This window comes from Streptomyces sp. NPDC006551 (genome assembly GCF_040611675.1).
In the GTDB taxonomy this organism is placed as follows: Bacteria; Actinomycetota; Actinomycetes; order Streptomycetales; family Streptomycetaceae; genus Streptomyces.
In genome coordinates this window covers 291,848-316,269 of sequence record NZ_JBEXOT010000003.1, presented here as the reverse complement: position 1 = coordinate 316,269, position 24,422 = coordinate 291,848, and the positions used below count along the sequence as shown (strand labels likewise).

The window sequence follows — 24,422 nt, the reverse complement described above, 5'->3', positions numbered from 1 at the left end:
CGCCCGCCGACGCCGCACGACGGCGGAGCCGTCACCCCCCTACAACAGGGAAGGCCCACGATTGATTGCCAGTCGTGGACCTTCGTCGCCGGAAATGTGGCCGCGCCTCGCCCGACGCCCTCGACGCGGCGCGGCGCCATGTCGATCTGGAGCACATTCGGCGCGACTGCACCGATGAGTTCGGCGGGCGGGCTCGGTCTACCGTGCGCAAGATCACCGCCAGGAGAGACGAAAGGTGCCGAACATGTCCCAGGCCGTCAAGGGGCCCGCCAGCTACTTCCCCTCCATCGAGAAGAAGTACGGACGTCCGATCGAGGAGTGGAAGGACCTCATCCGTACGTCGCCGCTGACCAAACACATGGAGCTCGTCTCCTGGCTCAAGACCGAGCACGGGCTCGGCCACGGCCACGCCAACGCCCTCGTCGCCCACACCCTCGCCGAAGCCGAGTAGCGAGGCGGGCTCACGCCGCCAGCGCGTGGGCCGTGCGGTGGGTGACCCGGCCCGTGAGGGCGAGCATCGCCGCCGCCGAGAGGAGGCCGGTGGCGAGGGCCGTCCACCAGAGGGCGGCCGGGCCCAGGCCGGTGTAGACGGTGACCCCCAGGGTGAGCGCGGCGAAGCGGGCGACGCCCCAGGTCCAGCCGAAGGCGCCCTGGTAGCGGCCCCGGGCGTGGGCCGGGGCGAGGTTGGCGACGACCGCCGCCGCGATGCCCGCGACGCACACCTCGCCCAGGGACCAGACGACCACCGAGACCGTGTAGCCCACCACGCCGTCCGCGAGGCCGGTCAGCGCCACCCCGGCGGCGATCAGCACACTGCCCGCGCACTGCACCGGCAGCTGGGGCAGACCGGCCAGCCGCGCGGTGACGAAGGGCTGGAGCACGACCACCAGGACCGCGTTGACCGCCGCCATCACCCCGTACACCGCCGGGGAGAGACCGCTGTCCTGGATGGCGAGCGGCAGGGCGACCTCGGTGAGGGAGTAGACGAAGAGCTGGAGGCCGAAGAGCGGCAGCAGCGCGAGGGCCAGCCGGTCGCGGAACACGACTCCGTAGCCGATGCCGCCGTCCCGAGTGACCTCCCCGACGGCGGCGGGGGCGGCGTCCGAGGCGGTATCCGCAGCCGCCGCCGGCTTCCCGCGCGGCGGTTCGCTCAGGCGGGTGGCGACCACGGCCGCGTAGATCAGCATCGTGGCGACGTCGACCGCGAAGAGCAGCCAGTAGCCGTGCGCGGCCAGGAAGCCGCCGAGGACGCCCGCCACCGCCGTACCGATGTTGACGCCCCAGCCGAACAGGGCGTACGCGCGCTGGCGGCGCTCGGCGTCGACCGCGTCGGCCATGAACGCGTACGCGGCCGGCCCCACCAGCGCACCCGCCGCGCTGATCAGGAGCGCCGCGGCCGCCATCGTCCAGACCCCCGGCGCCACGAACAGCGCGCCCTGCGCGACCGACGCGCCGAGGAGTCCGATCAGCATGGTGGAACGGCGGCCGATCCGGTCGGCGAGGACACCGCCCAGCGCCGGGCCGAGCAGATTGCCCGCGCCGAGCGCGCCGAGGACGTACGAGGTCTCGGTGCCCGTGACGCCGCGCGAGGCGAGGAAGAAGACGAGGAAGGGGGTGACCAGATAGCCGAGACGGTTGACGATCGTGCCGGCGAAGACGGTCCAGACGGAGGACGGAAGGCCGCGGAAGGTGGAGAGCATGCGAGGAGGGTGCGGGCCGGCCGAACCGGCGAGCCAATGATTAAGCTCAGACCGAATCCATTCACGGTTCCGTACGCGGTTCCCCGCGCGGGTCCGTTCACGGTTCCGTTCAGGGTTCCATTCAAGGTTCCGTTCACGGTACGGCGAAGCGCGAGGCGGCAGGACATGGAATCAGGACTCAGCTTCTCCGCCGCGGACTTGGCGCAGACCCGGTTCGCCGTCTCCCCCATGTGGGAGGTCGTCACCGGTTTCCGGCTGCTCCGCGACGCGGCCGAGCCGCCGCTGCACCGGCGCTGGGCCGCGCAGGTACGGCCCCGGTTCGCGCAGGCCGGGCTCGACCGCGGCTGGCTGGCCGAGCTGATCCCCGCCCACGGTTATCTCGCCGACTTCCTCAACCCCACTCCCCCCAGCCCCTTCCCCACCCTCGACGGCGAACTGGACGCGATCCGCCGGACCCCGCCCGCCCAAGTCCGCGACGAAATCGACAAGCTGGCCGCCGACCGACCCGCCGACCACCGGCCCTCCCCCCGGCTCACCCTGTTCCACGAGGCCCCCGAGGCAGCCCTGGAGAAGGTCACCGCCGAGATCGAGACCTTCTGGGAACTCGCCCTCGCCCCGTACTGGGCCCGCATCCGCCAGCTCCTCGAAGCCGACGTCTTCCACCGCGCCCGGCAGGTCGCCGAGCACGGCTCGGCGCGCGTCCTGAGCGAACTCCACGAGACCGTACGGTGGGACGACGGCACCCTGCGCCTGGTCCGGCGCCACTGCGCGCTGACCCGCGACGAGGCCGGCTCGGGGTTGCTGCTCATCCCCTCCGTGTTCGCCTGGCCGCGTGTCATGACCCGTACGGTGTCCCCCGAGCCGCCCCAACTCGCCTATCCGGCACGCGGAGTCGGCAACCTGTGGGAGCCGCGCCCCGCCGCCGCCACCGACGCGGTCGCCGCCGTCCTCGGCCGCTCGCGCACGCTGCTCCTCACCGAACTCGACACGCCGGCCTCGACCACTCAACTCGCCGCGTTCTCCGGCCTTTCGGCCGCCGGGGTCTCCCAGCACCTCACCGCCCTGCGCAACGCCGGGCTCGTCACCGCCCACCGCAACGGCCGGTCCGTGCTCTACGCCCGTACGGCGGTGGCGGACGCGCTGCTCGCACCGACCGGAGAATCCGTGTGACCCGTGCCCATACCCGTACCTGTTCATGGACACGGCGCACGGTCATACGTGACGGTGTACGGCTCTCCTGCCGCGACTGGGCGGCCGACGGCCGGAACGGATGCGGCTCCCGTCCGCCGATCGTGCTGCTGCACGGGCTCGCCGGGCACGTCGGCGAGTGGGACACGATCGCCCGCCTCCTGTGCGCCGACGGGTACCGGGTCGTGGCCGTCGACCAGCGCGGGCACGGCGACAGCGAACGGTTTCCGCGGGACACCTCCCGGGCCGCGTACGTCGCCGACACCATCGCCGTACTCGATCACCTCGGCCTTCAACGGCCCGTGCTGATCGGCCAGTCACTCGGCGGCCACACCGCCATGCTCACCGCCGCCGCCCACCCCGGCAGGCTGAGCGGCCTCGTCCTCGTCGAGGCCGGCCCCGGCGGGCCGAACCCCGGCGTCACCGAGGAGATCGGCGGCTGGCTCGACTCGTGGCCGGTGCCGTTCCCCTCCCGGGAGGCGGCCGTACGCTTCCTCGGCGGCGGCCCCGTCGGAGAGGCGTGGGCGGACGGCCTGGAGGAGCGGGACGCTGGGGAGGAACCGGACGGCGGGTCGGACCGGGACGGTGGGATGAAACCGAACGGCGGGTCGGACCGGGACGGTCGGGAGGGCGGCGGCCGCGGGCTGTGGCCTCGGTTCGACCCCGGGGTGATGGTGCGCTCGCTGGCCGAGAACGCCGCACGCGCCTTCTGGGACGAGTGGGAGGCCGTCGACTGCCCGACCCTCGCCGTCGTGGCCCAGAACGGGATCGTCAAGGCCGCCGAGTTCGACGGCATGGTGCGCCGACAGCCCGCCATGTGGGCCGTGAGCGTCCCGGGCACCGGACACGACGTACACCTTGAGCGGCCGGACGCCCTTCACCACGTACTGCTGGACTTCCTCGTCTCCCACCGCTCTTGCCTTGGAGCGCACTCCAATTCGTAAGGTGCGCGCATGCGTTATCGCGTACTCGGCGGGACCGGGATCGAAGTCAGCACGTACTGCCTCGGCACCATGATGTTCGGTGCCGTGGGCAATCCGGAGCACGACGACTGTGTACGGATCATCCATGCCGCCCTCGACCAGGGCGTCAACTTCGTGGACACCGCCGACATGTACTCCGCCGGCGAGTCCGAGGAGATCGTCGGCAAGGCACTGCGCGACCCGCGGCGGCGGGACGATGTCGTCCTCGCCACCAAGGTGCACTTCCCGATGGGCGAGGGGCGGAACCGCAGCGGGAACTCACGGCACTGGATCATCCGGGCCGTCGAGGAGAGCCTGCGACGGCTCGGCACCGAGTGGATCGACCTCTACCAGGTCCACCGGCCCGACCACCGCACGGACATCGAGGAGACCCTCGGTGTCCTCGGCGACCTCGTCACGCAGGGCAAGATCCGGGCGTTCGGCTGCTCCACCTTCCCCGCCGAGGAGATCGCCGAGGCGCACCACGTCGCCGAGCGCCGCGGGCTGCGCCGCTTCCGCACCGAACAGCCGCCGTACTCCCTGCTCGCGCGGGGCGTCGAGGCGTCGGTGCTGCCGGTGGCCCAGCGGTACGGAATGGGGGTGATGACCTGGAGTCCGCTGGCGTCCGGGTTCCTCAGCGGCAAGTACCGCAAGGGCCGGCCGATCGATCTGACCAGCGGACGGGCCGCGCTCACCCCGCACCGCTTCGACCCGGCGATCCCCGGCAACGACGCGAAGCTGGAGGCGGTGGAGCGGTTGACGGCCCTGGCGGAGGAGATCGGCTGCTCGCTGCCCGAGCTGGCGATCGCCTTCGCGGCCGCGCACCCGGCCGTCACGTCGGTGATCATCGGCCCGAGGACGATGGAGCAGCTGGAGGGGCTGCTCAAGGGCGCCCCGCTCGTCCTCGACGACGACGTCCTCGACCGTGTCGACGAGATCGTGCCGCCGGGCACCAACCTCTACCAGCCGGACGGCGCCTGGCGCCCTCCCGTCCTGGCGGACGCCTCCCTGCGGCGCCGGCCGGTGGGGGACCGCGCGGCGGGATGAGTCCCGGGGCGGTGGCGGGCCCCGGGGCCGGTGCCTGAGCAAGGGCCGTTGTCAGGGCCCTTGTCGGAGCCGTTGACCAGAGACGTCGTCGGAGCCGTTGTCAGACCCGTGCCTCATGCTTGCGGCATGGGGTTCACCGAGAAGGGCACACGCCGGATCGAGGCGGACGAGCGCAGGGCACGCCTGGCGGTACGGCACCGGCTGGCGGGGGCGGCACGGGCCGCGACCGTCGAGGAGGTGGCCGGTTCCCTGGTGGCCCTGCACGCCACGGACCCGGCGAGCGTGTTCCTGGCGGTGGGCGCCCGGCTGAAGGGCGGCGCGGGGGGCGGGGGCGGCGAACGGCCCGCTGCCGAAGGGCCCGTCGCCGGGCTGGAGCGGGCCCTGTACGAGGACCGGTCGCTGACCCGGATGCACGGCATGCGGCACACGATCTTCGTCTTCCCCACCGCCCTCGTACCGGCCGTGCACGCCTCCACCACGCGCGATGTCGCCACCCGCGAACGCGCTGCGCTGCTCAAGGACCTGGCCGCGGGCAGCCCGTACGACGCGGACTGGCTCGCCGAGACCGAACGCCTGCTGCTCGCCGAGCTGGAGGCCCGGGGCGAAGCCACGGGCACTGACCTCGGCAGCGCCGTCCCGCGGTTGCGGGTGCGGTACACCTACGGCGTCGGCACCCGGCAGGAGGGCCCGCAGCCCCTCTCCAGCCGTCTGCTGCGCGTGCTCGGCATGGAGGGCAGGATCGCCCGCGGCCGCCCCCAGGGCGCGTGGACCTCCAGCCGCTTCCGCTGGGCCCTCGCCCCCGACCTGCCCGACCCGACGGACGCCGACGCCCACGCCGAGCTCGTACGGGAGTGGCTCGCCGCGTCCGGTCCGGCGACCGAGGCGGATCTGAAGTGGTGGACCGGCTGGAGGATCACCGACGTCCGCAAGGCCCTCGCGGCGATCGGCGCGCGGACCGTGGAGGTGGCGGAGGGCGCCGGCTACGTCCTGCCGGACGACATCGATCCCGTACCGGCGCCGGAGCCCTGGGCGGCCCTGCTTCCCGCGCTCGATCCGACGGCGATGGGCTGGCAGTCCCGCGACTGGTACCTGGACCCCGCGCACCGGCCGGCCCTGTACGACCGCAGCGGGAACGTCGGCCCGACGGTCTGGTGGAACGGCCGCGTCGTCGGCGGCTGGGCCCAGCGCCCGGACGGCGAGATCGTCTGGCGCCTGCTCGACGACACGGGGGACGTCGGCGAGGAGGCGCGGGCCGCGATCGAGGCGGAGGCGGCGCGTCTGGCGGCCTGGGTCGGTGACGTCCGGGTCACGCCCCGCTTCCGTACGCCGCTGGAGAGGGAGTTGGCGGCGGGAGCGTAGGCGACAGAGCACCCCGTCCGTGGTCCTCGCGCTCCGGGCCCCGACGCCCAGCTCGCCTTCGGCGGGCCGGCGCCCGCGAACCATGGTTCCCACGGGTGGTTTCCCCGGAGAATCGGTGGTGACTTCCGCGCGGTGTCGAGAATCGGCGCCCGGCTCCGACGTCCCCTGTGAAGGGAACGACCACCTAAGGAGCACGTCATGAAGTACCTCGTCATGGTGCAGGGCGCCCAGGCCGACTACAACGCCATGAAGGGCAAGGGCTCGGACCACAGCCCCGCCTGGAGCAAGCAGGATCTGCAGGCCATGTTCGCCTACATGAACGCGATCAACGACGACCTCGCCGAGTCCGGCGAGATGGTTGACGGTCAGGGCCTCGTCGAACCGGCGAAGACGCGCCACGTGAGCGTCGACAAGGACGGCCGGCCCGTGATCACGGACGGCCCCTACGGGGAGACGAAGGAGCTGCTCGCCGGGTACTGGGTGCTCGACTGCGAGAGCCTGGAGAGAGTCACCGAGATCGCGGTGCGCGTGGCGCAGTGCCCGGTTCCGGCCGGGTCGAAGGACTATCCGGTGGTGATCCGGCAGATCGACGAGAGCGGCGGAAGCGAACTCTGAGAGGAACGTGATCGGTCGATGAACGAGATCGGTCGATGAACGGGGTCGGTCGATGAACGGGGCCGGTCGATGAACGGGGCCGGTCGATGAACGAGATCGATCGTGAGCGAGAGCGGTCGACCGAGCGTGATCGGTCGACGAGCGACGAGCACACCGTCGAGGACCTGCTGCGCCGTCACGCGCCGCAGGTCCTCGGCGCGCTCGTCCGCCGGTACGGCCACTTCGACGCCGCCGAGGACGCCGTACAGGAGTCGCTGCTCGCCGCCGCCCGGCAGTGGCCGGAGACCGGGGTGCCCGCCAACCCGCGCGGCTGGCTGATCAGGGTGGCCTCGCGGCGGCTGACCGACCAGCTGCGGGCGGACGAGGCGCGGGCCCGGCGGGAGGAGACGGCGGTACGGCTGGAGCCCCGGGAGGTCCGGGCGGCGCCGTCCGAGGACGACACCCTGACGCTGCTGTTCCTCTGCTGCGACCCGGTGCTGGCGCCGGCGTCCCGGATCGCGCTGACGCTGCGCGCGGTCGGCGGCCTCACCACGGCCGAGATCGCCCGGGCCCATCTCGTACCGGAGGCGACCATCGCCCAGCGGATCAGCCGGGCGAAGAAGCGGCTGAAGGAGCACCCCTTCCGTCCGCCGGGGCCCGGCGACCGGGACGCGCGCCTCGCCGCCGTGCTCCAGGTCCTGTACCTGATCTTCAACGAGGGGTACACCGCCACCTCGGGCCCCGCGCTCCACCGTGCCGACCTGGCCCGGGAGGCGATCCGGCTGACCCGGGCGGTGCGCCGGCTGCTGCCCCGGGAAGGCGCGGTGACCGGTCTGCTGGCGCTGATGCTGCTGACGGAGGCCCGGAGTGCGGCCCGTACGGGACCGCACGGCGAGCTGATCCCCCTCGACGAGCAGGACCGCACGCGCTGGGACGCGGCGGCGATCGCCGAGGGCACGGCCGTGGTCGAGGAGGCCCTCACCGAGGGCCCGCCCGGCCCCTACCAGCTCCAGGCGGCCATCGCGGCCCTCCATGACGAGGCCCTGCGCCCCGAGGACACGGACTGGCCGCAGATCCTGGCCCTCTACGACCTTCTGGTGGCCGACGCAGCGGCTTCCGCGGCCTCGACGGACTCCGCCGACCCCATGGCGGAACTCGGCCGCGCGGTCGCCGTCGCCATGGTCCACGGCCCCGAAGCCGGTCTCGACGAACTCGACCGCTTGGAAGCCCGCCTGAGGGGCCATCACCGCCTGGAAGCGGTCCGCGCGCACCTGCTGGAACGCACCGGCGCCACCGAAGCCGCCCGCGCCGCCTACGAGTCGGCGGCCCGCCACACCCTCAGCATCCCGGAACGCCACTACCTCCGCGCGAAGGCCGAACGCCTGGGTCAGTGAACGTGCGGCCCGCCCGTCGTGTGGGGCCTGCCGCGGGGGACGAGGAGCGGGACCGCCAGGGCGGTCGCCGTCGCCGCCAGGGTGCACAGGGTGAAGGCGGCCGTGAAGCCGGCCGTTCCGCTGCCCTGGATGCTGGTCGCGGCGAGGGTGGAGACGAGGGCGACGCCGATCGAGCCGCCGACCTCGTGGAAGGTGTTGACGATGCCGGAGGCCAGGCCCGCCTCGTGGTGGTCGATCATGCCGAGGGCCGTCGTGGTGGCCGTGACGAAGACGGCGCCGAGCCCGAGGGAGGCGACGGAGAGCGCGGGCACGAGCGTGGTCCAGGCGTCGGCGCCGGGGGTGACGAGGACCAGCGGGAGGCAGCCGAGGGCGGCGAGTGCCATGCCGCCGGCCGCGCAGGCGCGGGGGCCGATCGAGCCGACCAGTCGGGAGCCGAGGTGGGCGCCGGCGGCGGTGGTGACGGCGACCGGGAGGAAGGCGAGGCCGGTCTCGAAGGCGCTGAAGCCGCTGAGGTGCTGGAGCTGGACCGAGCCGAGGAAGAAGAAGGAGATCAGCAGCGCGGTCGCGATCAGCATGAGGAACGAACCCGCGACGACCGGGCGAGCGAAGCGAGAGGGGGGTACCTCCCCGGCTGAGCTCTGGGGGAGGGTGAACATCCGCAGGTCCATCAGCGGGGCGCGGCTCGCCCGTTCGACGGCGGCGAACATCCCGTACAGGAGGACCGACCCGAGCAGGGGCAGCAGCGTGGACGCGGAGGTCCAGCCGGTGTCGCCCGCCTGGACCAGGCCGTAGACGAGCGAGCCGGTGCCGGTGGTGACCAGGAGCGCGCCGGGGAGGTCGAGACCGCGGGCCGGGGTGCCCGCGGAGGGCGGGACGACCCTCGGGAGGGCGGCCAGCAGGGCGAGGCCGACGGGGACGTTGACGTAGAAGATCCAGGGCCAGCCCGGGCCGTCGGTCAGCGCACCGCCGAGCAGGACACCGACGGCGGAGCCGGTGCCTCCGACGGCCGCCCAGGCGCCGAGCGCCTTGGCGCGTTCGGCGCCGTGGAAGGAGGTCGTGACGAGGGCGAGCGCGGCCGGGGAGAGCAGCGCGGCTCCCACGCCTTGGGCGACGCGGCCGCCGATCAGCGTCGGGCCGTCGGTGGCCAGGCCGGACAGCAGCGAGGCGGCGGTGAAGAGGGCGAGCCCGGCCAGCAGCGTGCGGCGGGCGCCGAGTGCGTCCGCGAGTCGGCCACCGAGCAGCATCAGGCCCCCGAAGCAGAGGGTGTACGCGGTGACCACCCAGGTCAGCGAGGTGCGGGTGAGGTCGAGGTCGGCGGCCATCCGCGGCAGCGCGACGTTCACGACGGTGACATCGAGGATCAGCATGAACTGGGCCACGCAGATCAGGGCGAGTGCCGTCCAGCGCCGGGGGTGGGCGGCGGGCGGATGGACGTGGCCTTGGGCGTGAGCGTGCGGGGAAGCCGTCATAACTGAACCGTACTGTTCAGTTCAGTTGAACTCAAGTGTTCAGTTGTTGGGTAGGCTCCGGCCATGAGCGCCGACACCCCCAAGCAGCCGCCCAGCGGACCGCGCGCCGCCCGTAAACGCCAGGCCATCGTGCGGGCCGCCCGCACCCTCTTCCTGCGTGAGGGCTTCGGGGTGGGCATGGACGCCATCGCCGCCGAGGCGGGCGTCTCGAAGGTGACCGTCTACAACCACTTCGGCAGCAAGGAAGCGCTCTTCACCGCCGTCGTCGCTGGCGCCCTCGACGAGCCCCTGAACCCCGGGGAGCACGCGACCGGCCCGGACCTCGCCCGTCTCGCCGACGCCGACGACCTGCGCGCCGCCTTCGTCGAGGCCGCGCGCGCCTGGGTCCGGGCCGTCCGCGACAACGAGGAGGTGCGCGCTCTGCGCACCCTCGTCGCCGCCGAACTCCACCGCTTCCCCGAACTCGGCCGCGCCTGGCGCGAGCACGGCCCGGCCGGCCACCACCCCGCCGTCGCGGACGCCCTGCGCACGCTCGCGGACCGGGGCAGGCTGGAGATCCCCGACCTGGAGGTCGCCATCATCCAGCTGTACGCGCTGCTGATCTTCCCTCAGATGGTCTTCAGCCAGTACGGCACGGAGCTGGGCGAGGACCTGACCGAGCGGCTGATCGTGGACGGGGTGGACATGTTCCTCGGACGGTACGGCCGCCCTGAAGGGACCGCACGGGCGGCGGACCGGGCCCCCGGCGAGAGCCCCGCCGAACGCCCCGCCGAGCACCTCTAGCGAGAGCCCCGCCGAACACCCCTAGCGCTAGTCCCGCCGAACGCCCCGCCGAGCACCTCTAGCGAGAGCCCCGCCGAAGGCCCCGCCGCCCCCCTAGAAGGAGCCCTCGCGCAGGCGCGCCAGGGTCGCGTCCATATCCGTCCCACGGGCTTTCGCGCGGTTGTACGGGAGTTTGCCGAGGGCCACGGCCATGCCGCAGGTGTTCGTGAGCGCGGAGAAGACGAGGCCGCCCGCTATGCCCGCCGACAGGAGCTGGAAGGCCGGGTGCACCCACAGGCCGAGGGCCAGGCCGATCAGGACGAGGGACCCCGCGGCGAACCGGACCTGCCGCTCCATGGCCCACACCGGGCGCGCCGGAGCGCCCTCGGGCCGGGCCAGCTCGTGACCGCGCGCGACCCAGCCGCCCGTGCCGCCGCTGAGACTGAGCGCGGGCACGCCGTGCTCGGCGAGCCGGGCGCAGGCGCTCGCGGAGCGGCCGCCCGACTGGCACACCATGATCAACTCGCCACGGCCCGCGGCCTCCTGGAGCGCCGGAACGGCACGGCCGAGTTCGTCGAGGGGGATGTTGAGCGCGCCGGGCAGATGGCCGGAGGCGTACTCGGCGGGCGTACGGACGTCGACGACGGTCAGTTCGCCCAACCGGCCGCGGGCCTGGTCGGCGTCGAGGGAGGGGGGAGTCTTCATGACAGGCGGCATCCTCGCTTCGTGGGCGGCCTCGGCCACCCGTTCGGAACCCCCGTCCGAAGCAAAATACCTCCGGGGGTCCACCCCCGGAGGTACGTGACGTGCTGACCGCGGCGCGCCGCGGTCAGCCACAGCGCGGTGACGGGGCGTCAGTCCGTGGCGAGGCCCTTCAGGCGCTTGGCGATCTTGGCGAGGCGCTCGCCCTGGTAGCGGGCGGCCCGCAGGGTGTCCTCCTCCGGGGTGCCGTTCGCACCCGGGTGCGCGGTGCCGTAGGGGTTGCCACCGGCCGCGTAGACGGCCGGGTCGGTGTAGCCGGGCGAGACGATGACCGAACCCCAGTGGTGGAAGGTGTTGTAGAGGGCGAGCAGCGTCGACTCGTTGCCGCCGTGCACGTTGTGGGCGCTGGTGAAGGCGGTGGCCGGCTTGTCGGCCATGACGCCCTGCTGCCACAGCCCGCCCGTGGTGTCGATGAACTGCTTCAGCTGCGCGGCGACGTTGCCGAACCGGGTCGGCGAGCCGAGGGCGTAGGCGTCCGCCCACTCCAGGTCGTCGAGCGTGGCGATCTCGACGTCGCCGGTGGCGTCCACGTGGGCCCGCCAGGCCGGATTGGAGTCGATGGCGGCGTCCGGGGCCAGCTCGGGCACCCGGCGCAGACGCACCTCGGCACCGGCCTTCTCGGCGCCTTCGGCGACGGCCTGGGCGAGTTCGTGGACGTTCCCCGTGGCCGAGTAGTAGACGACAGCAACCTTGACGGACATAGCGAGCCCCTCGATCCCTCAACCGGATTGTTTTCCGCTTCAACGCATCCGAGAGTAAGTGGATAGACCTCCGCTTCGCAAGGGGAAGTCGAGAGAACCGGATAGCGCTCCGTTATGCTCGAGTCAGGGACCGGACCGAGGGGGCGAGGGGACGAAGGGCAGGCGGACGATGAGCGCGAAGACACCCGAGGAGCGACGGCAGGAGGGAGCGCGGGAGACCCCGCCCACGCCGCCCGGCACGGGAAAGCGGACGCCCGGCGCCGGAGACCCGACGCCCGGCGCCGGAGACCCGACGCCCGGCACGGGAAAGCGGACGCCCGGCGCCGGAGACCCGACGCCCGGCACGGGAAAGCGGACGCCCGGCGCCGGAGACCCGACGGCCGACACGGGAAACCTGAGCGCGGCAGGCCTGACGCCCAGCACTCGAGACCTGACGCCCGGCGGTCCGCCGCTCGACCTTCTGCCCACCGCCGGCCAGCCCACCCCCGAGCGCGCCGACGCCGCCCGCAACCGGCGCAAGATCCTCGACGCGGCAGCCCGGATCGTCGCCGAGGTCGGCCCCGAGGCCGTCACCATGAACCAGGTCGCGCACGCCAGCGGGATCGGCGTCGGCACCGTCTACCGCCGCTTCGGCGACGTCGCCCAGCTGCTCTGGGCCCTCCTCGACGACCGGGAACGCCAGTTCCAGCAGGCGTACATGAGCGGACCGCCTCCGCTCGGCCCCGGCGCCCCCGCCGCCGAGCGGCTGTCCGCGTTCTTCGACGCGCTCATCGACCGCGTCATCGAGCAGCGCGAACTCCTCCTCGCCGCCCAGGCCGCCGCGCCCAGCGCCCGCTACACCAGCGGCGCGTACCTGGCGATGCACACCCATGTGGCCCTGCTGGTCACCCAGCTCCGACCGGAGGCGAACGGCGCACTCCTCGCCCACCTGCTGCTCGCGCCGTTCTCACCGAGCCTGATGCACCACCTCACGGTGGAGCGGAACCTCTCCGCCGAAGAACTCAAGGCGGGAGTCGCCGACCTGCTCACCCTGACGGGCCCGGCCTGATCCGCCCCGGTCAGCCCGGTATCGGCCCGCCATCGGACCGGGTCGGCGCGCGCGTCACCCCGAGGGGATGAGCGCCGCCAGGCCGTCCAGCACACGGGCGAGCCCGAAGGCGTACGCGTAGTCGGGGCTGTACATCCCCTGGTACGCCACCGCCGACGCCTCCCCCACCCGCGCCGCCAGCGGGAACCGCTCATCGTCGAACACCCGTGCCAGCAGGGGCTCGTGCGCCGCCCACCACTCCTCGTCCGACATCGCGCTCTCCCGGTCCACCGCCCGCGCGTCCAGCTCCGCCCTGGCCGCGGACTGCACGAACCCCAGGACGTGCGTCAGCGCCGAGTCCATGGCCACGTCGTCGAGGCCCAGGCCCTCGAAGGCGCCGAGCTCGTGCTCGTACTTCGTCATCACGCCGGGCCCGAGCGGCGGCCGGTGGACCCGTAGCTCGGCCAGCCAGGGGTGGCGCAGATACAGCGCCCGGTTCCCGTCGGCGACCGCCGTCACGCGCGCCCGCCACGGCTCGTCCGCCGCGAAGGCGGTACGCGGCATGCGCAGGAAGACGGTGTCCAGCATCAGGTCGAGCAGCTCGGCCTTGCCGGGGACGTAGGTGTAGAGCGTCATGGGCGTCACACCCAGGCGCTGGGCCACCGCGCGGATGGTGAGCGCGTCGAGCCCGCCCTCGTCGGCGAGGCCGATCGCCGTGTCGACGACGGCGTCGACGCTCAGTCCCGGCCGGGGCCCGCGCCGGCTCCCGGGAGCGGTCGCGCCGTCCCGCCACAGCAGCTCCAGGGTCCGCGCCGGATCGCCCGCGCCGCTGCTCCGCTCCTTCGTCGCCATGACACCCATTCTCGCAGGTCAGAACTAAAGTCATTTTTATTGTACGCCGTATAGAGTACTCTGTACGGAGATTGGGACACCCACAGGACCACCTTCGGAGGGCGCACGCATGAACACCCCCGCTTCGACGAACCAGGCGGACAGCCACCACGTCATCCAGGTCCGCGGTGCCCGGGAGAACAACCTCAAGGACGTCTCCGTCGACCTGCCCAAGCGCCGTCTCACCGTCTTCACCGGCGTCTCGGGTTCCGGAAAGTCCTCGCTCGTCTTCGGCACCATCGCCGCCGAGTCGCAGCGGCTGATCAACGAGACGTACAGCGCGTTCCTCCAGTCCTTCATGCCGTCGCTGGGCCGGCCGGACGTCGACGGACTGCACAACCTCAGCGCCGCGATCGTCGTCGACCAGGAGCGGATGGGCGCCAACTCCCGCTCCACGGTCGGGACGGCGACCGACGCGTACACGATGCTGCGGATCGTCTTCAGCCGCCTCGGCACCCCGCACATCGGCACGTCCGGCGCGTTCAGCTTCAACCTGCCCGAGGGCATGTGCCCGCGCTGCGAGGGCGTCGGCCAGATCTCCGACATCGACATCGACCAGCTGGTCGACCGCGAGAAGTCCCTCAACGAGGGTGCGATCACCGTGCCCAACTTCGCCGTGGACTCCTGGTACTGGCAGATCATGGCCCACTCCGGTTTCTACGATCCCGACAAGAAGCTGAAGGACTTCACCGCGGAGGAGTGGGCGGACTTCCTCCACAAGCCGCAGGTCAAGGTGAAGGTCGGCAGCAACAACTTCACGTACGAGGGTCTGGTGGTGAAGGTCCAGCGGACCATGCTCACCAAGGACCGGGACGCCATGCAGTCCCACATCCGGGCCTTCGTCGACCGGGCCGTCGTCTTCCGCGACTGCCCGGAGTGCGGCGGCACGCGGCTCACCCGGGCCGCCCTGTCGTCGAAGATCGACGGGGTGAACATCGCGGACTGCTCGGCGATGCAGATCAGCGACCTGGCGGAGTTCATACGCCGGATCGACGACCCGTCGGTGGCCCCCCTCCTGGCCGGCCTGCGCGACCTGCTCGACTCGCTCGTCGAGATCGGCCTCGGCTATCTGAGCCTGGACCGGGCCTCCGCCACGCTCTCGGGCGGCGAGGCGCAGCGCGTGAAGATGGTGCGGCACCTCGGGTCCTCGCTCACCGACGTCACGTACGTCTTCGACGAGCCGACCACCGGTCTGCACCCGCACGACATCCAGCGGATGAACGACCTGCTGCGGCGGCTGCGCGACAAGGGCAACACGGTCCTCGTCGTCGAGCACAAGCCGGAGGTCATCGAGATCGCCGACCACGTGGTGGACCTCGGGCCGCGCGCCGGTTCGGCGGGCGGGGAGGTCTGCTACAGCGGCGACGTGGCCGGCCTGCGGACCTCCGGCACCCTGACCGGGAACCATCTCGCGCACCGGGCGAAGCTGCGCCCCGAGGTACGCGAGCCCACCGGCTTCCTGTCCATCGAGGGTGCCTCGCAGCACAACCTCCAGGATGTGAGCGTCCAGATCCCGACCGGCGTCCTCACGGTCGTCACGGGGGTGGCCGGCTCCGGGAAGTCGTCCCTGATCCACGGGAACCTGCCGGGCCGGGAGGGCGTCGTCGTCGCCGACCAGTCCCCGATACGCGGCTCGCGCCGCTCGAACCCGGCGACGTACACGGGTCTGCTGAACCCGATCCGGACCGCCTTCGCCAAGGCCAACGGCGTCAAGGCGGCCCTCTTCAGCGCCAATTCGGAGGGGGCCTGCCCGAAGTGCAACGGCCTCGGGCTCGTGTACACCGATCTGGCGATGATGGCGGGCGTCGCCTCCGTCTGCGAGGAGTGCGAGGGCAAGCGCTTCACGCCGGAGGTCCTCACCTACACGCTGAACGGCAGGAACATCCACGAGGTCCTGTCGATGTCGATCGAGGAGGCGTACGACTTCTTCACGACGGGGCAGGCGCGGACGATCCTGGGCCGGCTGCAGGACGTGGGCCTCGGCTATCTGCGGCTCGGGCAGCCGCTCAACACGCTCTCGGGCGGTGAGCGCCAGCGTCTGAAGCTGGCGATCCACATGGCGGAGAAGGGCGCGACCTATGTCCTCGACGAGCCGACGACCGGCCTCCATCTGGCCGACGTCGACCAGCTGCTGGCGCTGCTCGACCGCCTGGTCGAGGCGGGCAACACGGTCGTCGTGATCGAACACCACCAGGCGGTCATGGCGCACGCCGACTGGCTGATCGACCTGGGCCCGGGCGCGGGCCACGACGGCGGCCGGATCGTCTTCGAGGGCACACCGTCCGAACTGGTGGAGAAGGGCGACACCCTGACCGCCCGCCATCTGCGCGCGTACGTGAGCTGAGACCGCCGGTCCCCCGCCCCTCGGTGGGCGGGGGTTCGCGTTCACCGGGCGTGCTGCCTCAGCAGGTCGAGCGGCCCCGCCGACCGGGTCCTGCTCGTCGCCCCGCCCTCGCCGAGCGTCACCAGGTCGAACGGCCCCGCCGACCGGGTCCTGCTCGTCGCCCCGCCCTCGCCGAGCGTCATCACCGGCATCCCCGCGATCGCCGCCTTCGCCACCGGGCTCGACCTCGCGGACGTACGGCTGAAGGCCCCGACGCGGCTCGTGTACGGCGCGGAGGACCCGCACCGCCCCGGAGGCGCGGCCGCGCACTACGGCGACCCGCTCTCCCTCGACCGCGACCTCGTCCCGTCCGGCGGGCACCTGGGCATCCCGGCCGGCTACGGGGAGTGGCCCTCGGCCCTGGAGTGGTGCGAAGACCCGGCGGTACGGTTGCGCACCCGGTAGGGCGGGGCGGCCGACCGCCTCACCGCGTGACCGCGTGACCACGGAGAGGTGAACCCGACTCGGCCGGAAGGCAGAGCCCGCACGCGCGCGCACGGCCGTCGCGCGGGATCATCGGATCATGAACACCGAGATCCATCTCGCCCAGCAGCCGGAGGCCGACGAGCTCCTCGGTCGCAGCCCGCTCGCCGCGCTGGTCGGCATGCTGCTCGACCAGCAGGTCCCCATGGAGTGGGCGTTCTCCGGGCCGTACACCATCGCCCAGCGGCTCGGCGGCGACGATCTCGACGCGCACGAGATCGCCGCCTACGACCCCGACGCCTTCGCCGCGCTCCTCTCCGCCAAACCGGCCGTGCACCGCTACCCCGGCTCCATGGCCAAGCGGATCCAGCAGCTGTGCCAGTTCCTCGTCGACGAGTACGGCGGCGAGGCCGAGGCCGTCTGGAGGGACGCCGGGACCGGCAAGGAGCTGCTCGGCCGGCTTGTCGACCTGCCCGGGTTCGGCAAGCAGAAGGCGCAGATCTTCCTGGCCCTGCTGGGGAAGCGGTACGGCGTACGGCCCGAGGGCTGGCGGGAGGCGGCCGGGGCCTACGGCGAGGCCGGCTCGTACCGCTCGGCGGCCGACATCACCGGACCCGAGTCCCTGGCGAAGGTGCGCGCCTTCAAGCAGGAGGCGAAGGCAGCCGCAAAAGCGGCCAAAGCCATGGGGAATTGATGATTTCGGGCGTCAATCATGCTCAATGTGACAGGAATTGCGGCCGATCTGTTCCCAGGAAGCACCGGAGATCGCTAACTTCCCCTCAACCTCGTTCGCACCGGGAAGGACCTCTGTGAACGCATCCCATCGCAGAGCCGCGGCCACTCTGGCCGCAGCCGCACTCGCGACCCCGCTCCTGCTGGCCGCCGCCTCCCCCTCCACCGCCACTCCGGACCCCGGGGCCGCACCGGCCAGGGACGCCGCGAAGCTGGCGAAGAAGCTGGTCCGCGAGACCTCCGCCGACGGTGCCTACAAGCACCTGGAGATGTTCCAGGCCATCGCGGACTCGGCCGGCGGCCATCGCGCGGCCGGCTCGCTCGGGCACGACGCCTCCGCCGCGTACGTGTACCAGCAGCTCAAGAAGGCCGGCTACAACGTCTCGTACCAGAAGTTCGACTTCGACTACACCGAGACGCTGGCCGAGAAGCTCTCCGTCGTCTCGCCCGCCCCGCGCGCGGTCGAGATCAAGGCCATGACCTACACCAAGTCGACGCCGGTCGGCGGCATCAAGGCCGACCTGGCCGCCGTCCCGGTCGACGCCGACGGCACCTCCGGCTGCGAGCCGGGCGACTTCGCCTCGGGCACCTTCACCGGCAAGGTGGCGCTGATCAAGCGGGGCGGCTGCGCGTTCGCCGTCAAGCAGGAGAACGCCGCCGCGGCGGGCGCGGCGGGCGCCATCGTCTACAACAACACCGAGGGCGTCCTCTCCGGCACCCTCGGCGACCCGGCGGCCGGCAAGATCCCGACCGGCGGCATCACCCAGGCGGAGGGCGAGAAGCTCGCGGCCGACCTCGCCAAGGGGCCGGTCAGCCTCTCCTTCGAGATCCGCCAGCTCCAGGAGAAGCGCACCACCAACAACGTCATCGCGGAGACGAAGGGCGGCAACGCCGCCAACACCGTGATGCTCGGCGCGCACCTCGACTCCGTCACCGCCGGCCCCGGCATCAACGACAACGGCTCGGGCTCCGCCGGTCTGCTCCAGGCCGCCCTCGAGCTCGCCGAGTCGAAGGACAAGGTCCGCAACAAGGTCCGCTTCGCCTGGTGGTCGGCCGAGGAGAACGGTCTGCTCGGCTCCGAGCACTACGTCTCGAAGATGAGCGAGCTGGACAAGAAGGAGGTCAAGCTCTACCTCAACTTCGACATGATCGCCTCGCCCAACTACGGCCTGTTCGTATACGACGGCGACAACTCGGACGGCGTCGGCGCGGGCCCGGGTCCGGCGGGCTCGGCCCAGCTGGAGCGTGACATCAACGCGTTCCTGGACAAGCAGGGCACGCCGCACGAGGGCACCGACTTCACGGGCCGCTCGGACTACGGTCCGTTCATCGAGATCGGCATCCCGTCCGGCGGCACGTTCACGGGTGCCGAGGGCATCAAGACGGCGGGCCAGGCGGCGAAGTTCGGCGGGACGGCGGGTGTCGCGTACGACGTGAACTACCACGCGGCCGGCGACACCATCGAGAACATCAACATGACGGCCTTCGACGTCAACATCGACATCATCGCCAACGCCGTGGGCACGTACGCCCACGACATCAGCTCCCTGAAGAAGCCGGTCGTCTCCACCCCGACGGACGGCGACGCGGGCAGCGGCGGTGGCCTCCACGACGGTCACGACCACGAGGTCACGGAGTAGCCACGACCACGAGGTCAGGAGTAACCGACCAGCGGTTCCGGAAGGCCCGGCCCACAAGGGCCGGGCCCTTCCCCTGCTCTCCTGGCCCGGTCAGGGTCTCGGAGCGGGTCGGGCGGCGGCGCTACCGCCTCCGCCGTGCCGTACCGAAGACCGACCGGCTGATCTCCCGCCCCAGCTGCGTCCCGATGGACCGGGCAAGGGACTTGAAGATCCCGCTGCCCATGACCTGCTCGGCGAGCGACTCGTCCCGCCGGGACGGCGCCTCCTCCCGCTCTTTCCCCGCTCTCCCGACGCCTTTCCCCGCGCCTCTCTCCGCCTCTTTCTCCGCCGCGGCCTCCTCCGCCGCCTTCAGCGCCGCCGCCTCCGCCGCCCGCTGCTCGGCCGTCAGCTTCTCGTACGCCGACTCCCGGTCCACCGCCTCCGCGTACCGCCCGTACAGCGGCGATCCCCGCACCGCCGCCTCCAGCACGCTCGCCTCGACCGGCCCCATACGGGACTGCGGCGCCCGCAGCCGGGTCGCCGCCACCGGCGTCGGCGCGCCCGTCTCGCTCAGGACGGTGATCACCGCCTCGCCCGTGCCGAGCCCCGTCAGCACCTCCTCCAGGTCGTACGCCGAGTTCGGGAAGGTCCGCACCGTCGCCTTCAGCGCCTTGGCGTCGTCCGGCGTGAACGCCCGCAGCGCGTGCTGCACCCGGTTGCCCAGCTGCGCCAGCACGTCCCCCGGCACGTCCTTCGGCGTCTGGGTCACGAAGAAGACCCCCACCCCCTTCGAGCGGATCAGCCGCACGGTCTGGGTGATCGACTCCAGGAACGCCTTCGACGCCCCGTCGAAGAGCAGATGCGCCTCGTCGAAGAAGAAGACCAGCTTCGGCTTCTCCAGGTCGCCGACCTCCGGCAGATCGTGGAAGAGGTCCGCCAGCATCCACATCAGGAACGTCGAGAACAGCTGCGGCTTGTCCTGGACGGCCGGCAGCTCCAGTACGGACACCAGCCCGCGCCCGTCCGACGCGGTCCGCAGGAATTCGCTCGTGTCGAACTCCGGCTCCCCGAAGAAGCCGCCCGCCCCCGCCTGATCGAAGGCCGTGATCGCCCGCAGGATCACCCCGGCCGTCACCGTCGACAGGCCGCCGATCCCCTTCAGCTCCGCCTTCCCGGTGTCCGACACCAGGAACGCCACCACCGCCCGCAGGTCCTTCAGATCGAGCAGCTCCAGACCCTTCTGATCCGCGTAGTGGAAGATCAGGCCCAGTGACTGCTCCTGCGTCCGGTTCAGCTGGAGCACCTTCGACAGCAGCACCGGCCCGAAGCTGGTGACCGTGGCCCGGACCGGGATGCCGGGGCCGGTTCCGCCGAGCCCGTAGAACTCGCAGGGAAAGCCCTTCGCCTCCCACTCCTGCCCCACCTGCTCCGCCCGCTGCCGGAGTCTGTCGCTGTCATCCCCCGGCGCCGAGACGCCGGAGACATCGCCCTTGATGTCGGCGAGGAAGACCGGTACGCCGTTGGCCGACAGCTGTTCGGCGATGAGCTGGAGCGTCTTCGTCTTGCCGGTGCCGGTGGCGCCGGCGACCAGACCGTGGCGGTTGAGCATGGCCAGGGGGATACGGATCCGCGCGTCCGGGTGACACTCACCGCCCCAGAGCAGCGCGCCGAGTTCGAGCGCGGCGCCGGTGAACCCGTATCCCGCCGCGATCTCGGCGGCCGGAGACTCTTCGCTCACGCTCATGAGAGGACCCCAATTCCGGGTTTACTACGGTCTGCGACGGTTTGCCCCAGCATCCCACCGTGTCCGCGTGGCTGCGCCGGGAGCCGCTCGCCCGGTAGGCTTTCCGTGTGATCTTCAAGCGCATCGGTAACGGGCGGCCGTATCCCGACCACGGCCGGGAAAGCACCCGGCAGTGGGCGGACGTGGCGCCGCGCCCGGTCCGCCTCGATCAGCTGGTGACCACCAAGGGCCAGCTGGACCTGGAGACGCTGCTCGCCGAGGACTCCACCTTCTACGGCGACCTCTTCGCGCATGTCGTGAAGTGGCGGGGCGATCTCTATCTGGAGGACGGGCTGCACCGCGCGGTCCGCGCTGCCCTCCAGCAGCGGCAGGTGCTGCACGCGCGCGTCCTGGAAATGGACTGACCGGAGCAACGCTCACGCCGTCACTGACCCTTTCGGGGCCACTTCCCGCCCATCCGGACGCGATCACATGATCATCCAGTAGGCATCGTCGGCGGGCGGCATTACGCTGCGCTCATGAGCATGCTCACTCCCCCCGGTATGGGCGGAAAGTACCGCATCACGGGGAACGCGTACCCCCGTATGCGCCGCCCTCACCGCCGGCGCAGGATCGTCCTCGCGGCCGGCACCGCCGTGATCGTGCTCGGCGCGGCCGGTTGGGGCACGCTGCAGCTCGTCGAGGTCTTCTCCGGCGGCGACGGCACGCGGAAGACGGCCGCGCGCGGGACCGACTGCAAGCCCGCGCCCAAGCCCACGGCCGCCCAGGTCGCCGCCTTCCCCAAGCCCGCGCAGATCACCGTCAACGTCTACAACGCGACCCCGCGCAGCGGCCTCGCCAAGGCGACGGCCGACGAGCTGAAGAAGCGGGGCTTCCGGATCGGCAAGGTCGGCAACGCGCCCGTCGCGTACGACAAGAAGGTCCCCGGTACGGGAATCCTCCTGGGGGCCCCCGGCGCCGCCAAGGGCGCCTTCCCGGTCCTGGGCACCCAGCTGAAGGGCGCCACGGCCAAGACGGACACGCGCTCGACGGCGGACGTGGACCTGATCCTGGGCACGGCCTTCAAGAACCTGGACCCGAAGCCGACGGCGGACGCGGCCCTGGTCGCTCTGAACAAGCCCAAGGCCGCGCCCGCCGGTAAGTGCTGAACGGTCGAACGTCTTCCGCCGGAGGTCATCCGCAGGATGATTCCTCCGGCGGATTCGCTAGTCGGCGGTGCCGTACATGCGGTCGCCCGCGTCACCCAGGCCCGGGACGATGTAGCCGCTCTCGTTGAGGCGCTCGTCCACCGAGGCCGTCACCACGGTCACCGGCGTGCCCGCCAGCTCGCGCTCCATGATCTCGACGCCCTCGGGGGCGGCGAGCAGCACCACGGCGGTCACATCGTCGGCGCCGCGCTTGATCAGCTCCTGGATCGCCGCGACGAGCGTGCCGCCGGTCGCCAGCATCGGGTCCAGGACGTACACCTGGCGGCCCGAGAGGTCCTCCGGCATCCGCGTCGCGTAGGTCGACGCCTCCAGCGTCTCCTCGTTGCGGATCATGCCGAGGAAGCCCACCTCGGCGGTCGGCAGCAGGCGCACCATGCCGTCCAGCATGCCGAGGCCGGCGCGCAGGATCGGAACCACCAGCGGACGCGGGTACGACAGCTTCACACCGGTCGTCGGCGTGACGGGGGTCTCGATGTCGACCTGCTCGGTGCGCACGTCCCGCGTGGCCTCGTAGGCGAGCAGGGTGACCAGCTCGTCCGCCAGCCGGCGGAAGGTCGGGGAATCCGTGCGCTTGTCGCGCAGAGTGGTGAGCTTGTGGGCGACCAGCGGGTGATCGACGACGTGGAGACGCATGACCCCAACAGTAGCCCGCACTGGCATCAACCCACGCCGTGGAGGGAAGGTGGGGGTGCACAGGGACCCAGTCGTGGGGTGGTGTGGCCGATGCCGAAGCCGAAAGACCCGGACAGCGCCGGCGCCCCGGACGGTGACGCGGCCGCGGCCGGCGCCGAGCCGCCCGAGACCGACGCGGAGCGCCGACGGCGCCGCGCCCAGTTCCTGCGCGAGCTGCACGAGGCGAAGGCGCTGCGCGACCGTGTGCAGCCCCGGCGCGCCCGGGCGGCCAGGATGCGGCAGGCCATGCGTATGCGGACGTTCCGCTGGTGAGGCCCCGGCCCCGAGGGCCGGGACCCCTGTCCGGCCGTAGCGCTGGTACGGCCGCTACGGCTACAGGCCGCCCGTGTAGAGCAGCTTGTTGGGGCTGGACGCGCTGACGTTCCGCAGGACGCTCTCGGTGGACGCCTCGTCGAGCCAGAGGGCGACGCCCGCGACCGTCGCGTCCGGGTGTGCCTGCCGGTAGAGGACGGCGGCTCCGGTCACGTGCGGGGCGGCCATCGAGGTGCCGTTCAGGGCCACGCTGCCGCCGCCGAGCTTCGCCGAGACGATCGCCTGGCCGGGCGCGTAGAGGGAGAGGCACTCGCCCCAGTTGGAGAAGCTCGTCTCCGCGTCCGTCCGGTCGCTCGCACCGACCGTCACCACGCCGTCCGCGCCGGCCGGGGAGACGTCGCAGGCGTCGGCCGCGGAGTTGCCCGCGGCCACGACCGGCAGCACCCCCGCGGCCGACAGAGCCTCGGCGGCGTTGTCGACGGCGTCCGACTCGTGTCCGCCGAGGGAGGCGTTCAGGACGGCAGGCTGCTTGGCGTTCTTGGCCACCCAGTCCATGCCGGCCAGGACCCCCGACCAGGCGCCGCTTCCGTCACAGCCGAGCACCCGCACGCTGATCAGATTGACGTTGCGCGCCACTCCGTACGTCTTGCCGCCGACCGTGCCCGCGACATGGGTGCCGTGGCCCTGGCAGTCCGCTCCCGCACGCCCGTCGCCGATGGCGTCGAAGCCGAAGGCGGCCCGGCCGCCGAACTCCTCGTGCCCGTACTCGATGCCGGTGTCGAGGATGTACGCGTTGACCCCCGTGCCGTCACCGGCCGTGGTGAAGGTGTCGTCGAGGGGGAGCGCCCGCTGGTCGATCCGGTCCAGACCCCATGTCGACGCCGGTGCCCGGCCCGCCCCGAAGGGTTCCACGGGCGTGAACGCCGACACGGAGGCGTCCTCCTCCACCGCCTTGACGCCGAGGGTGCTGCGGACGGCCTTCACCTGGAGGGGATCCATGGACACCGCGAACCCGTTCAGCACCTCGCTGTAGACGAACGACGGCTTCACCTTCAGCTTCCCCGCGAGCGTCCGCGCGTCCGTCCCCTCCTCCAGGGTGACGATGTACCGCCCGGGGACGGCGCGGGGAGAGGTGTGCAGCGGGGCGGGCTCCTGCGCGGTGGGCTGCGGCTCGACGGGCCCGGACGGCGCGGTGGCGGCCGGCGGTGCGGCCAGGGCGAGCACGGCGGTGACGACGGCCGCCAGGGCGAGACTCGTAGGAGTGCCGGTACGAGCGCGAGTGCGATTGCGAGTGGTCATGCCGCGCACACCATCATGCAGAAACGATCAGCCCCTAGGGCATCCCCAGGCGGTTCACCCGACGTCGGAAGCACAATGGAGACACGACGGAACGCGCTCCTCCGAAGAGGTGGATCTTCGCCCCGCCCGACGCGCCGGAAGCGGTCCGCCGGGGAAGGCGCCCCGGGTGCGGATCAGACTGATGCACGACGCAAGAGCCGAAGACCTCTCCTG

General features: G+C 72.0%; 25 protein-coding genes. 16 read left to right on the top strand and 9 right to left on the bottom strand.

From position 1 onward, the window contains the following. Nucleotides 1–244 precede the first annotated feature (244 nt). Nucleotides 245–451 (top strand): DUF4287 domain-containing protein, encoded by a 207-nt coding sequence (locus tag ABZY12_RS05895; protein ID WP_356887540.1) that lies wholly within the window; start codon nucleotides 245–247, stop codon nucleotides 449–451. A gap of 10 nt (nucleotides 452–461) precedes the next feature. Here the strand turns inward: ABZY12_RS05895 and ABZY12_RS05890 are convergent, their stop codons facing one another. Next, nucleotides 462–1,700, bottom strand: coding sequence for an MFS transporter (locus ABZY12_RS05890; protein WP_356887538.1), 1,239 nt, complete (start codon nucleotides 1,698–1,700; stop codon nucleotides 462–464). Nucleotides 1,701–1,865: 165 nt separating this feature from the next. Here ABZY12_RS05890 and ABZY12_RS05885 point away from each other — a divergent pair, with 165 nt between their 5' ends. The 6 genes from ABZY12_RS05885 to ABZY12_RS05860 all read left to right on the top strand — a co-directional run bounded on the left by ABZY12_RS05885 (nucleotide 1,866) and on the right by ABZY12_RS05860 (nucleotide 8,244). Further along, nucleotides 1,866–2,870, top strand: a complete 1,005-nt coding sequence (locus tag ABZY12_RS05885; RefSeq protein WP_356887536.1) for a DUF5937 family protein — start codon at nucleotides 1,866–1,868, stop codon at nucleotides 2,868–2,870. Beyond that, nucleotides 2,867–3,832, top strand: a complete 966-nt coding sequence (locus ABZY12_RS05880) for an alpha/beta hydrolase (RefSeq protein ID WP_356887534.1) — start codon at nucleotides 2,867–2,869, stop codon at nucleotides 3,830–3,832. Before ABZY12_RS05885 ends, ABZY12_RS05880 begins: the two co-directional genes overlap by 4 nt. A gap of 9 nt (nucleotides 3,833–3,841) precedes the next feature. Then, entirely contained in the window at nucleotides 3,842–4,897 is a 1,056-nt protein-coding gene (locus ABZY12_RS05875; RefSeq protein WP_356887532.1) for an aldo/keto reductase, read from the top strand. A gap of 126 nt (nucleotides 4,898–5,023) precedes the next feature. Further along, a complete protein-coding gene (locus ABZY12_RS05870; RefSeq protein WP_356887530.1) occupies nucleotides 5,024–6,256 on the top strand; it encodes a winged helix DNA-binding domain-containing protein in 1,233 nt (410 codons plus the stop codon). A 198-nt stretch (nucleotides 6,257–6,454) separates the two neighbouring features. Further along, a complete protein-coding gene (locus ABZY12_RS05865) occupies nucleotides 6,455–6,871 on the top strand; it encodes a YciI family protein (protein WP_356887528.1) in 417 nt (138 codons plus the stop codon). Nucleotides 6,872–6,957: 86 nt separating this feature from the next. Continuing rightward, nucleotides 6,958–8,244: a sigma-70 family RNA polymerase sigma factor gene (locus ABZY12_RS05860; RefSeq protein WP_356887526.1), complete on the top strand. Its 1,287-nt coding sequence runs from the start codon at nucleotides 6,958–6,960 to the stop codon at nucleotides 8,242–8,244. On the opposite strand, the gene ABZY12_RS05855 is transcribed toward ABZY12_RS05860, so the two are convergent. After that, a complete protein-coding gene (locus tag ABZY12_RS05855; RefSeq protein WP_356887524.1) occupies nucleotides 8,238–9,713 on the bottom strand; it encodes an MFS transporter in 1,476 nt (491 codons plus the stop codon). The genes ABZY12_RS05860 and ABZY12_RS05855 overlap by 7 nt on opposite strands. 63 nt (nucleotides 9,714–9,776) lie before the next feature. Here ABZY12_RS05855 and ABZY12_RS05850 point away from each other — a divergent pair, with 63 nt between their 5' ends. Continuing rightward, the gene (locus tag ABZY12_RS05850) at nucleotides 9,777–10,496 is read left to right on the top strand and encodes a TetR/AcrR family transcriptional regulator (protein ID WP_356887522.1); all 720 of its coding nucleotides are present in this window, start codon (nucleotides 9,777–9,779) and stop codon (nucleotides 10,494–10,496) included. A gap of 93 nt (nucleotides 10,497–10,589) precedes the next feature. Here ABZY12_RS05850 and ABZY12_RS05845 read toward each other — a convergent pair whose 3' ends face one another. After that, on the bottom strand, nucleotides 10,590–11,180 hold the full coding sequence (locus ABZY12_RS05845) for a rhodanese-like domain-containing protein (RefSeq protein ID WP_356887520.1): 591 nt from the start codon (nucleotides 11,178–11,180) through the stop codon (nucleotides 10,590–10,592). Between the two features lie 149 nt (nucleotides 11,181–11,329). After that, nucleotides 11,330–11,938, bottom strand: coding sequence for an NAD(P)H:quinone oxidoreductase (wrbA, locus tag ABZY12_RS05840; RefSeq protein WP_356887518.1), 609 nt, complete (start codon nucleotides 11,936–11,938; stop codon nucleotides 11,330–11,332). A gap of 169 nt (nucleotides 11,939–12,107) precedes the next feature. On the opposite strand from wrbA, the gene ABZY12_RS05835 reads away from it, so the two are divergent. Next, nucleotides 12,108–12,986 (top strand): TetR family transcriptional regulator, encoded by an 879-nt coding sequence (locus ABZY12_RS05835; protein WP_356887516.1) that lies wholly within the window; start codon nucleotides 12,108–12,110, stop codon nucleotides 12,984–12,986. 54 nt (nucleotides 12,987–13,040) lie between these two features. Here the strand turns inward: ABZY12_RS05835 and ABZY12_RS05830 are convergent, their stop codons facing one another. Then, a complete protein-coding gene (locus ABZY12_RS05830; protein ID WP_356887514.1) occupies nucleotides 13,041–13,817 on the bottom strand; it encodes a TetR/AcrR family transcriptional regulator C-terminal domain-containing protein in 777 nt (258 codons plus the stop codon). 109 nt (nucleotides 13,818–13,926) lie between these two features. On the opposite strand from ABZY12_RS05830, the gene ABZY12_RS05825 reads away from it, so the two are divergent. Further along, nucleotides 13,927–16,200, top strand: coding sequence for an excinuclease ABC subunit UvrA (locus ABZY12_RS05825; RefSeq protein ID WP_356887512.1), 2,274 nt, complete (start codon nucleotides 13,927–13,929; stop codon nucleotides 16,198–16,200). Between the two features lie 41 nt (nucleotides 16,201–16,241). On the opposite strand, the gene ABZY12_RS05820 is transcribed toward ABZY12_RS05825, so the two are convergent. Continuing rightward, nucleotides 16,242–16,415, bottom strand: coding sequence for a hypothetical protein (locus tag ABZY12_RS05820; protein WP_356887510.1), 174 nt, complete (start codon nucleotides 16,413–16,415; stop codon nucleotides 16,242–16,244). Between ABZY12_RS05820 and ABZY12_RS05815 the strand changes: the two genes are divergently transcribed. The 3 genes from ABZY12_RS05815 to ABZY12_RS05805 all read left to right on the top strand — a co-directional run bounded on the left by ABZY12_RS05815 (nucleotide 16,351) and on the right by ABZY12_RS05805 (nucleotide 19,034). Further along, entirely contained in the window at nucleotides 16,351–16,644 is a 294-nt protein-coding gene (locus ABZY12_RS05815; RefSeq protein ID WP_356887676.1) for an alpha/beta hydrolase, read from the top strand. The genes ABZY12_RS05820 and ABZY12_RS05815 overlap by 65 nt on opposite strands. Nucleotides 16,645–16,762: 118 nt before the next feature. Then, complete coding sequence (locus ABZY12_RS05810; protein ID WP_356887508.1) at nucleotides 16,763–17,356, top strand: HhH-GPD-type base excision DNA repair protein; 594 nt, start codon at nucleotides 16,763–16,765, stop codon at nucleotides 17,354–17,356. A gap of 115 nt (nucleotides 17,357–17,471) precedes the next feature. Further along, nucleotides 17,472–19,034, top strand: a complete 1,563-nt coding sequence (locus tag ABZY12_RS05805) for a M28 family metallopeptidase (protein WP_356887506.1) — start codon at nucleotides 17,472–17,474, stop codon at nucleotides 19,032–19,034. A gap of 121 nt (nucleotides 19,035–19,155) precedes the next feature. Here the strand turns inward: ABZY12_RS05805 and ABZY12_RS05800 are convergent, their stop codons facing one another. Next, on the bottom strand, nucleotides 19,156–20,757 hold the full coding sequence (locus tag ABZY12_RS05800; protein ID WP_356887504.1) for a helicase HerA-like domain-containing protein: 1,602 nt from the start codon (nucleotides 20,755–20,757) through the stop codon (nucleotides 19,156–19,158). 107 nt (nucleotides 20,758–20,864) lie between these two features. Between ABZY12_RS05800 and ABZY12_RS05795 the strand changes: the two genes are divergently transcribed. Both ABZY12_RS05795 and ABZY12_RS05790 read left to right on the top strand, forming a co-directional pair. Next, the gene (locus tag ABZY12_RS05795) at nucleotides 20,865–21,161 is read left to right on the top strand and encodes a type II toxin-antitoxin system VapB family antitoxin (RefSeq protein ID WP_009067182.1); all 297 of its coding nucleotides are present in this window, start codon (nucleotides 20,865–20,867) and stop codon (nucleotides 21,159–21,161) included. Nucleotides 21,162–21,275: 114 nt separating this feature from the next. Continuing rightward, nucleotides 21,276–21,905, top strand: a complete 630-nt coding sequence (locus ABZY12_RS05790; RefSeq protein WP_356887502.1) for a LytR C-terminal domain-containing protein — start codon at nucleotides 21,276–21,278, stop codon at nucleotides 21,903–21,905. A gap of 57 nt (nucleotides 21,906–21,962) precedes the next feature. Here ABZY12_RS05790 and upp read toward each other — a convergent pair whose 3' ends face one another. Beyond that, nucleotides 21,963–22,598, bottom strand: a complete 636-nt coding sequence (gene upp / locus ABZY12_RS05785; RefSeq protein ID WP_355110873.1) for a uracil phosphoribosyltransferase — start codon at nucleotides 22,596–22,598, stop codon at nucleotides 21,963–21,965. 90 nt (nucleotides 22,599–22,688) lie between these two features. Between upp and ABZY12_RS05780 the strand changes: the two genes are divergently transcribed. Next, nucleotides 22,689–22,910 carry a hypothetical protein gene (locus tag ABZY12_RS05780; RefSeq protein ID WP_356887500.1) on the top strand — a complete coding sequence of 74 codons (222 nt, stop codon included), beginning with the start codon at nucleotides 22,689–22,691 and terminating at the stop codon, nucleotides 22,908–22,910. Between the two features lie 60 nt (nucleotides 22,911–22,970). Here ABZY12_RS05780 and ABZY12_RS05775 read toward each other — a convergent pair whose 3' ends face one another. Beyond that, nucleotides 22,971–24,209, bottom strand: coding sequence for a S8 family peptidase (locus tag ABZY12_RS05775; RefSeq protein WP_356887498.1), 1,239 nt, complete (start codon nucleotides 24,207–24,209; stop codon nucleotides 22,971–22,973). Between the last annotated feature and the right edge of the window lie 213 nt (nucleotides 24,210–24,422).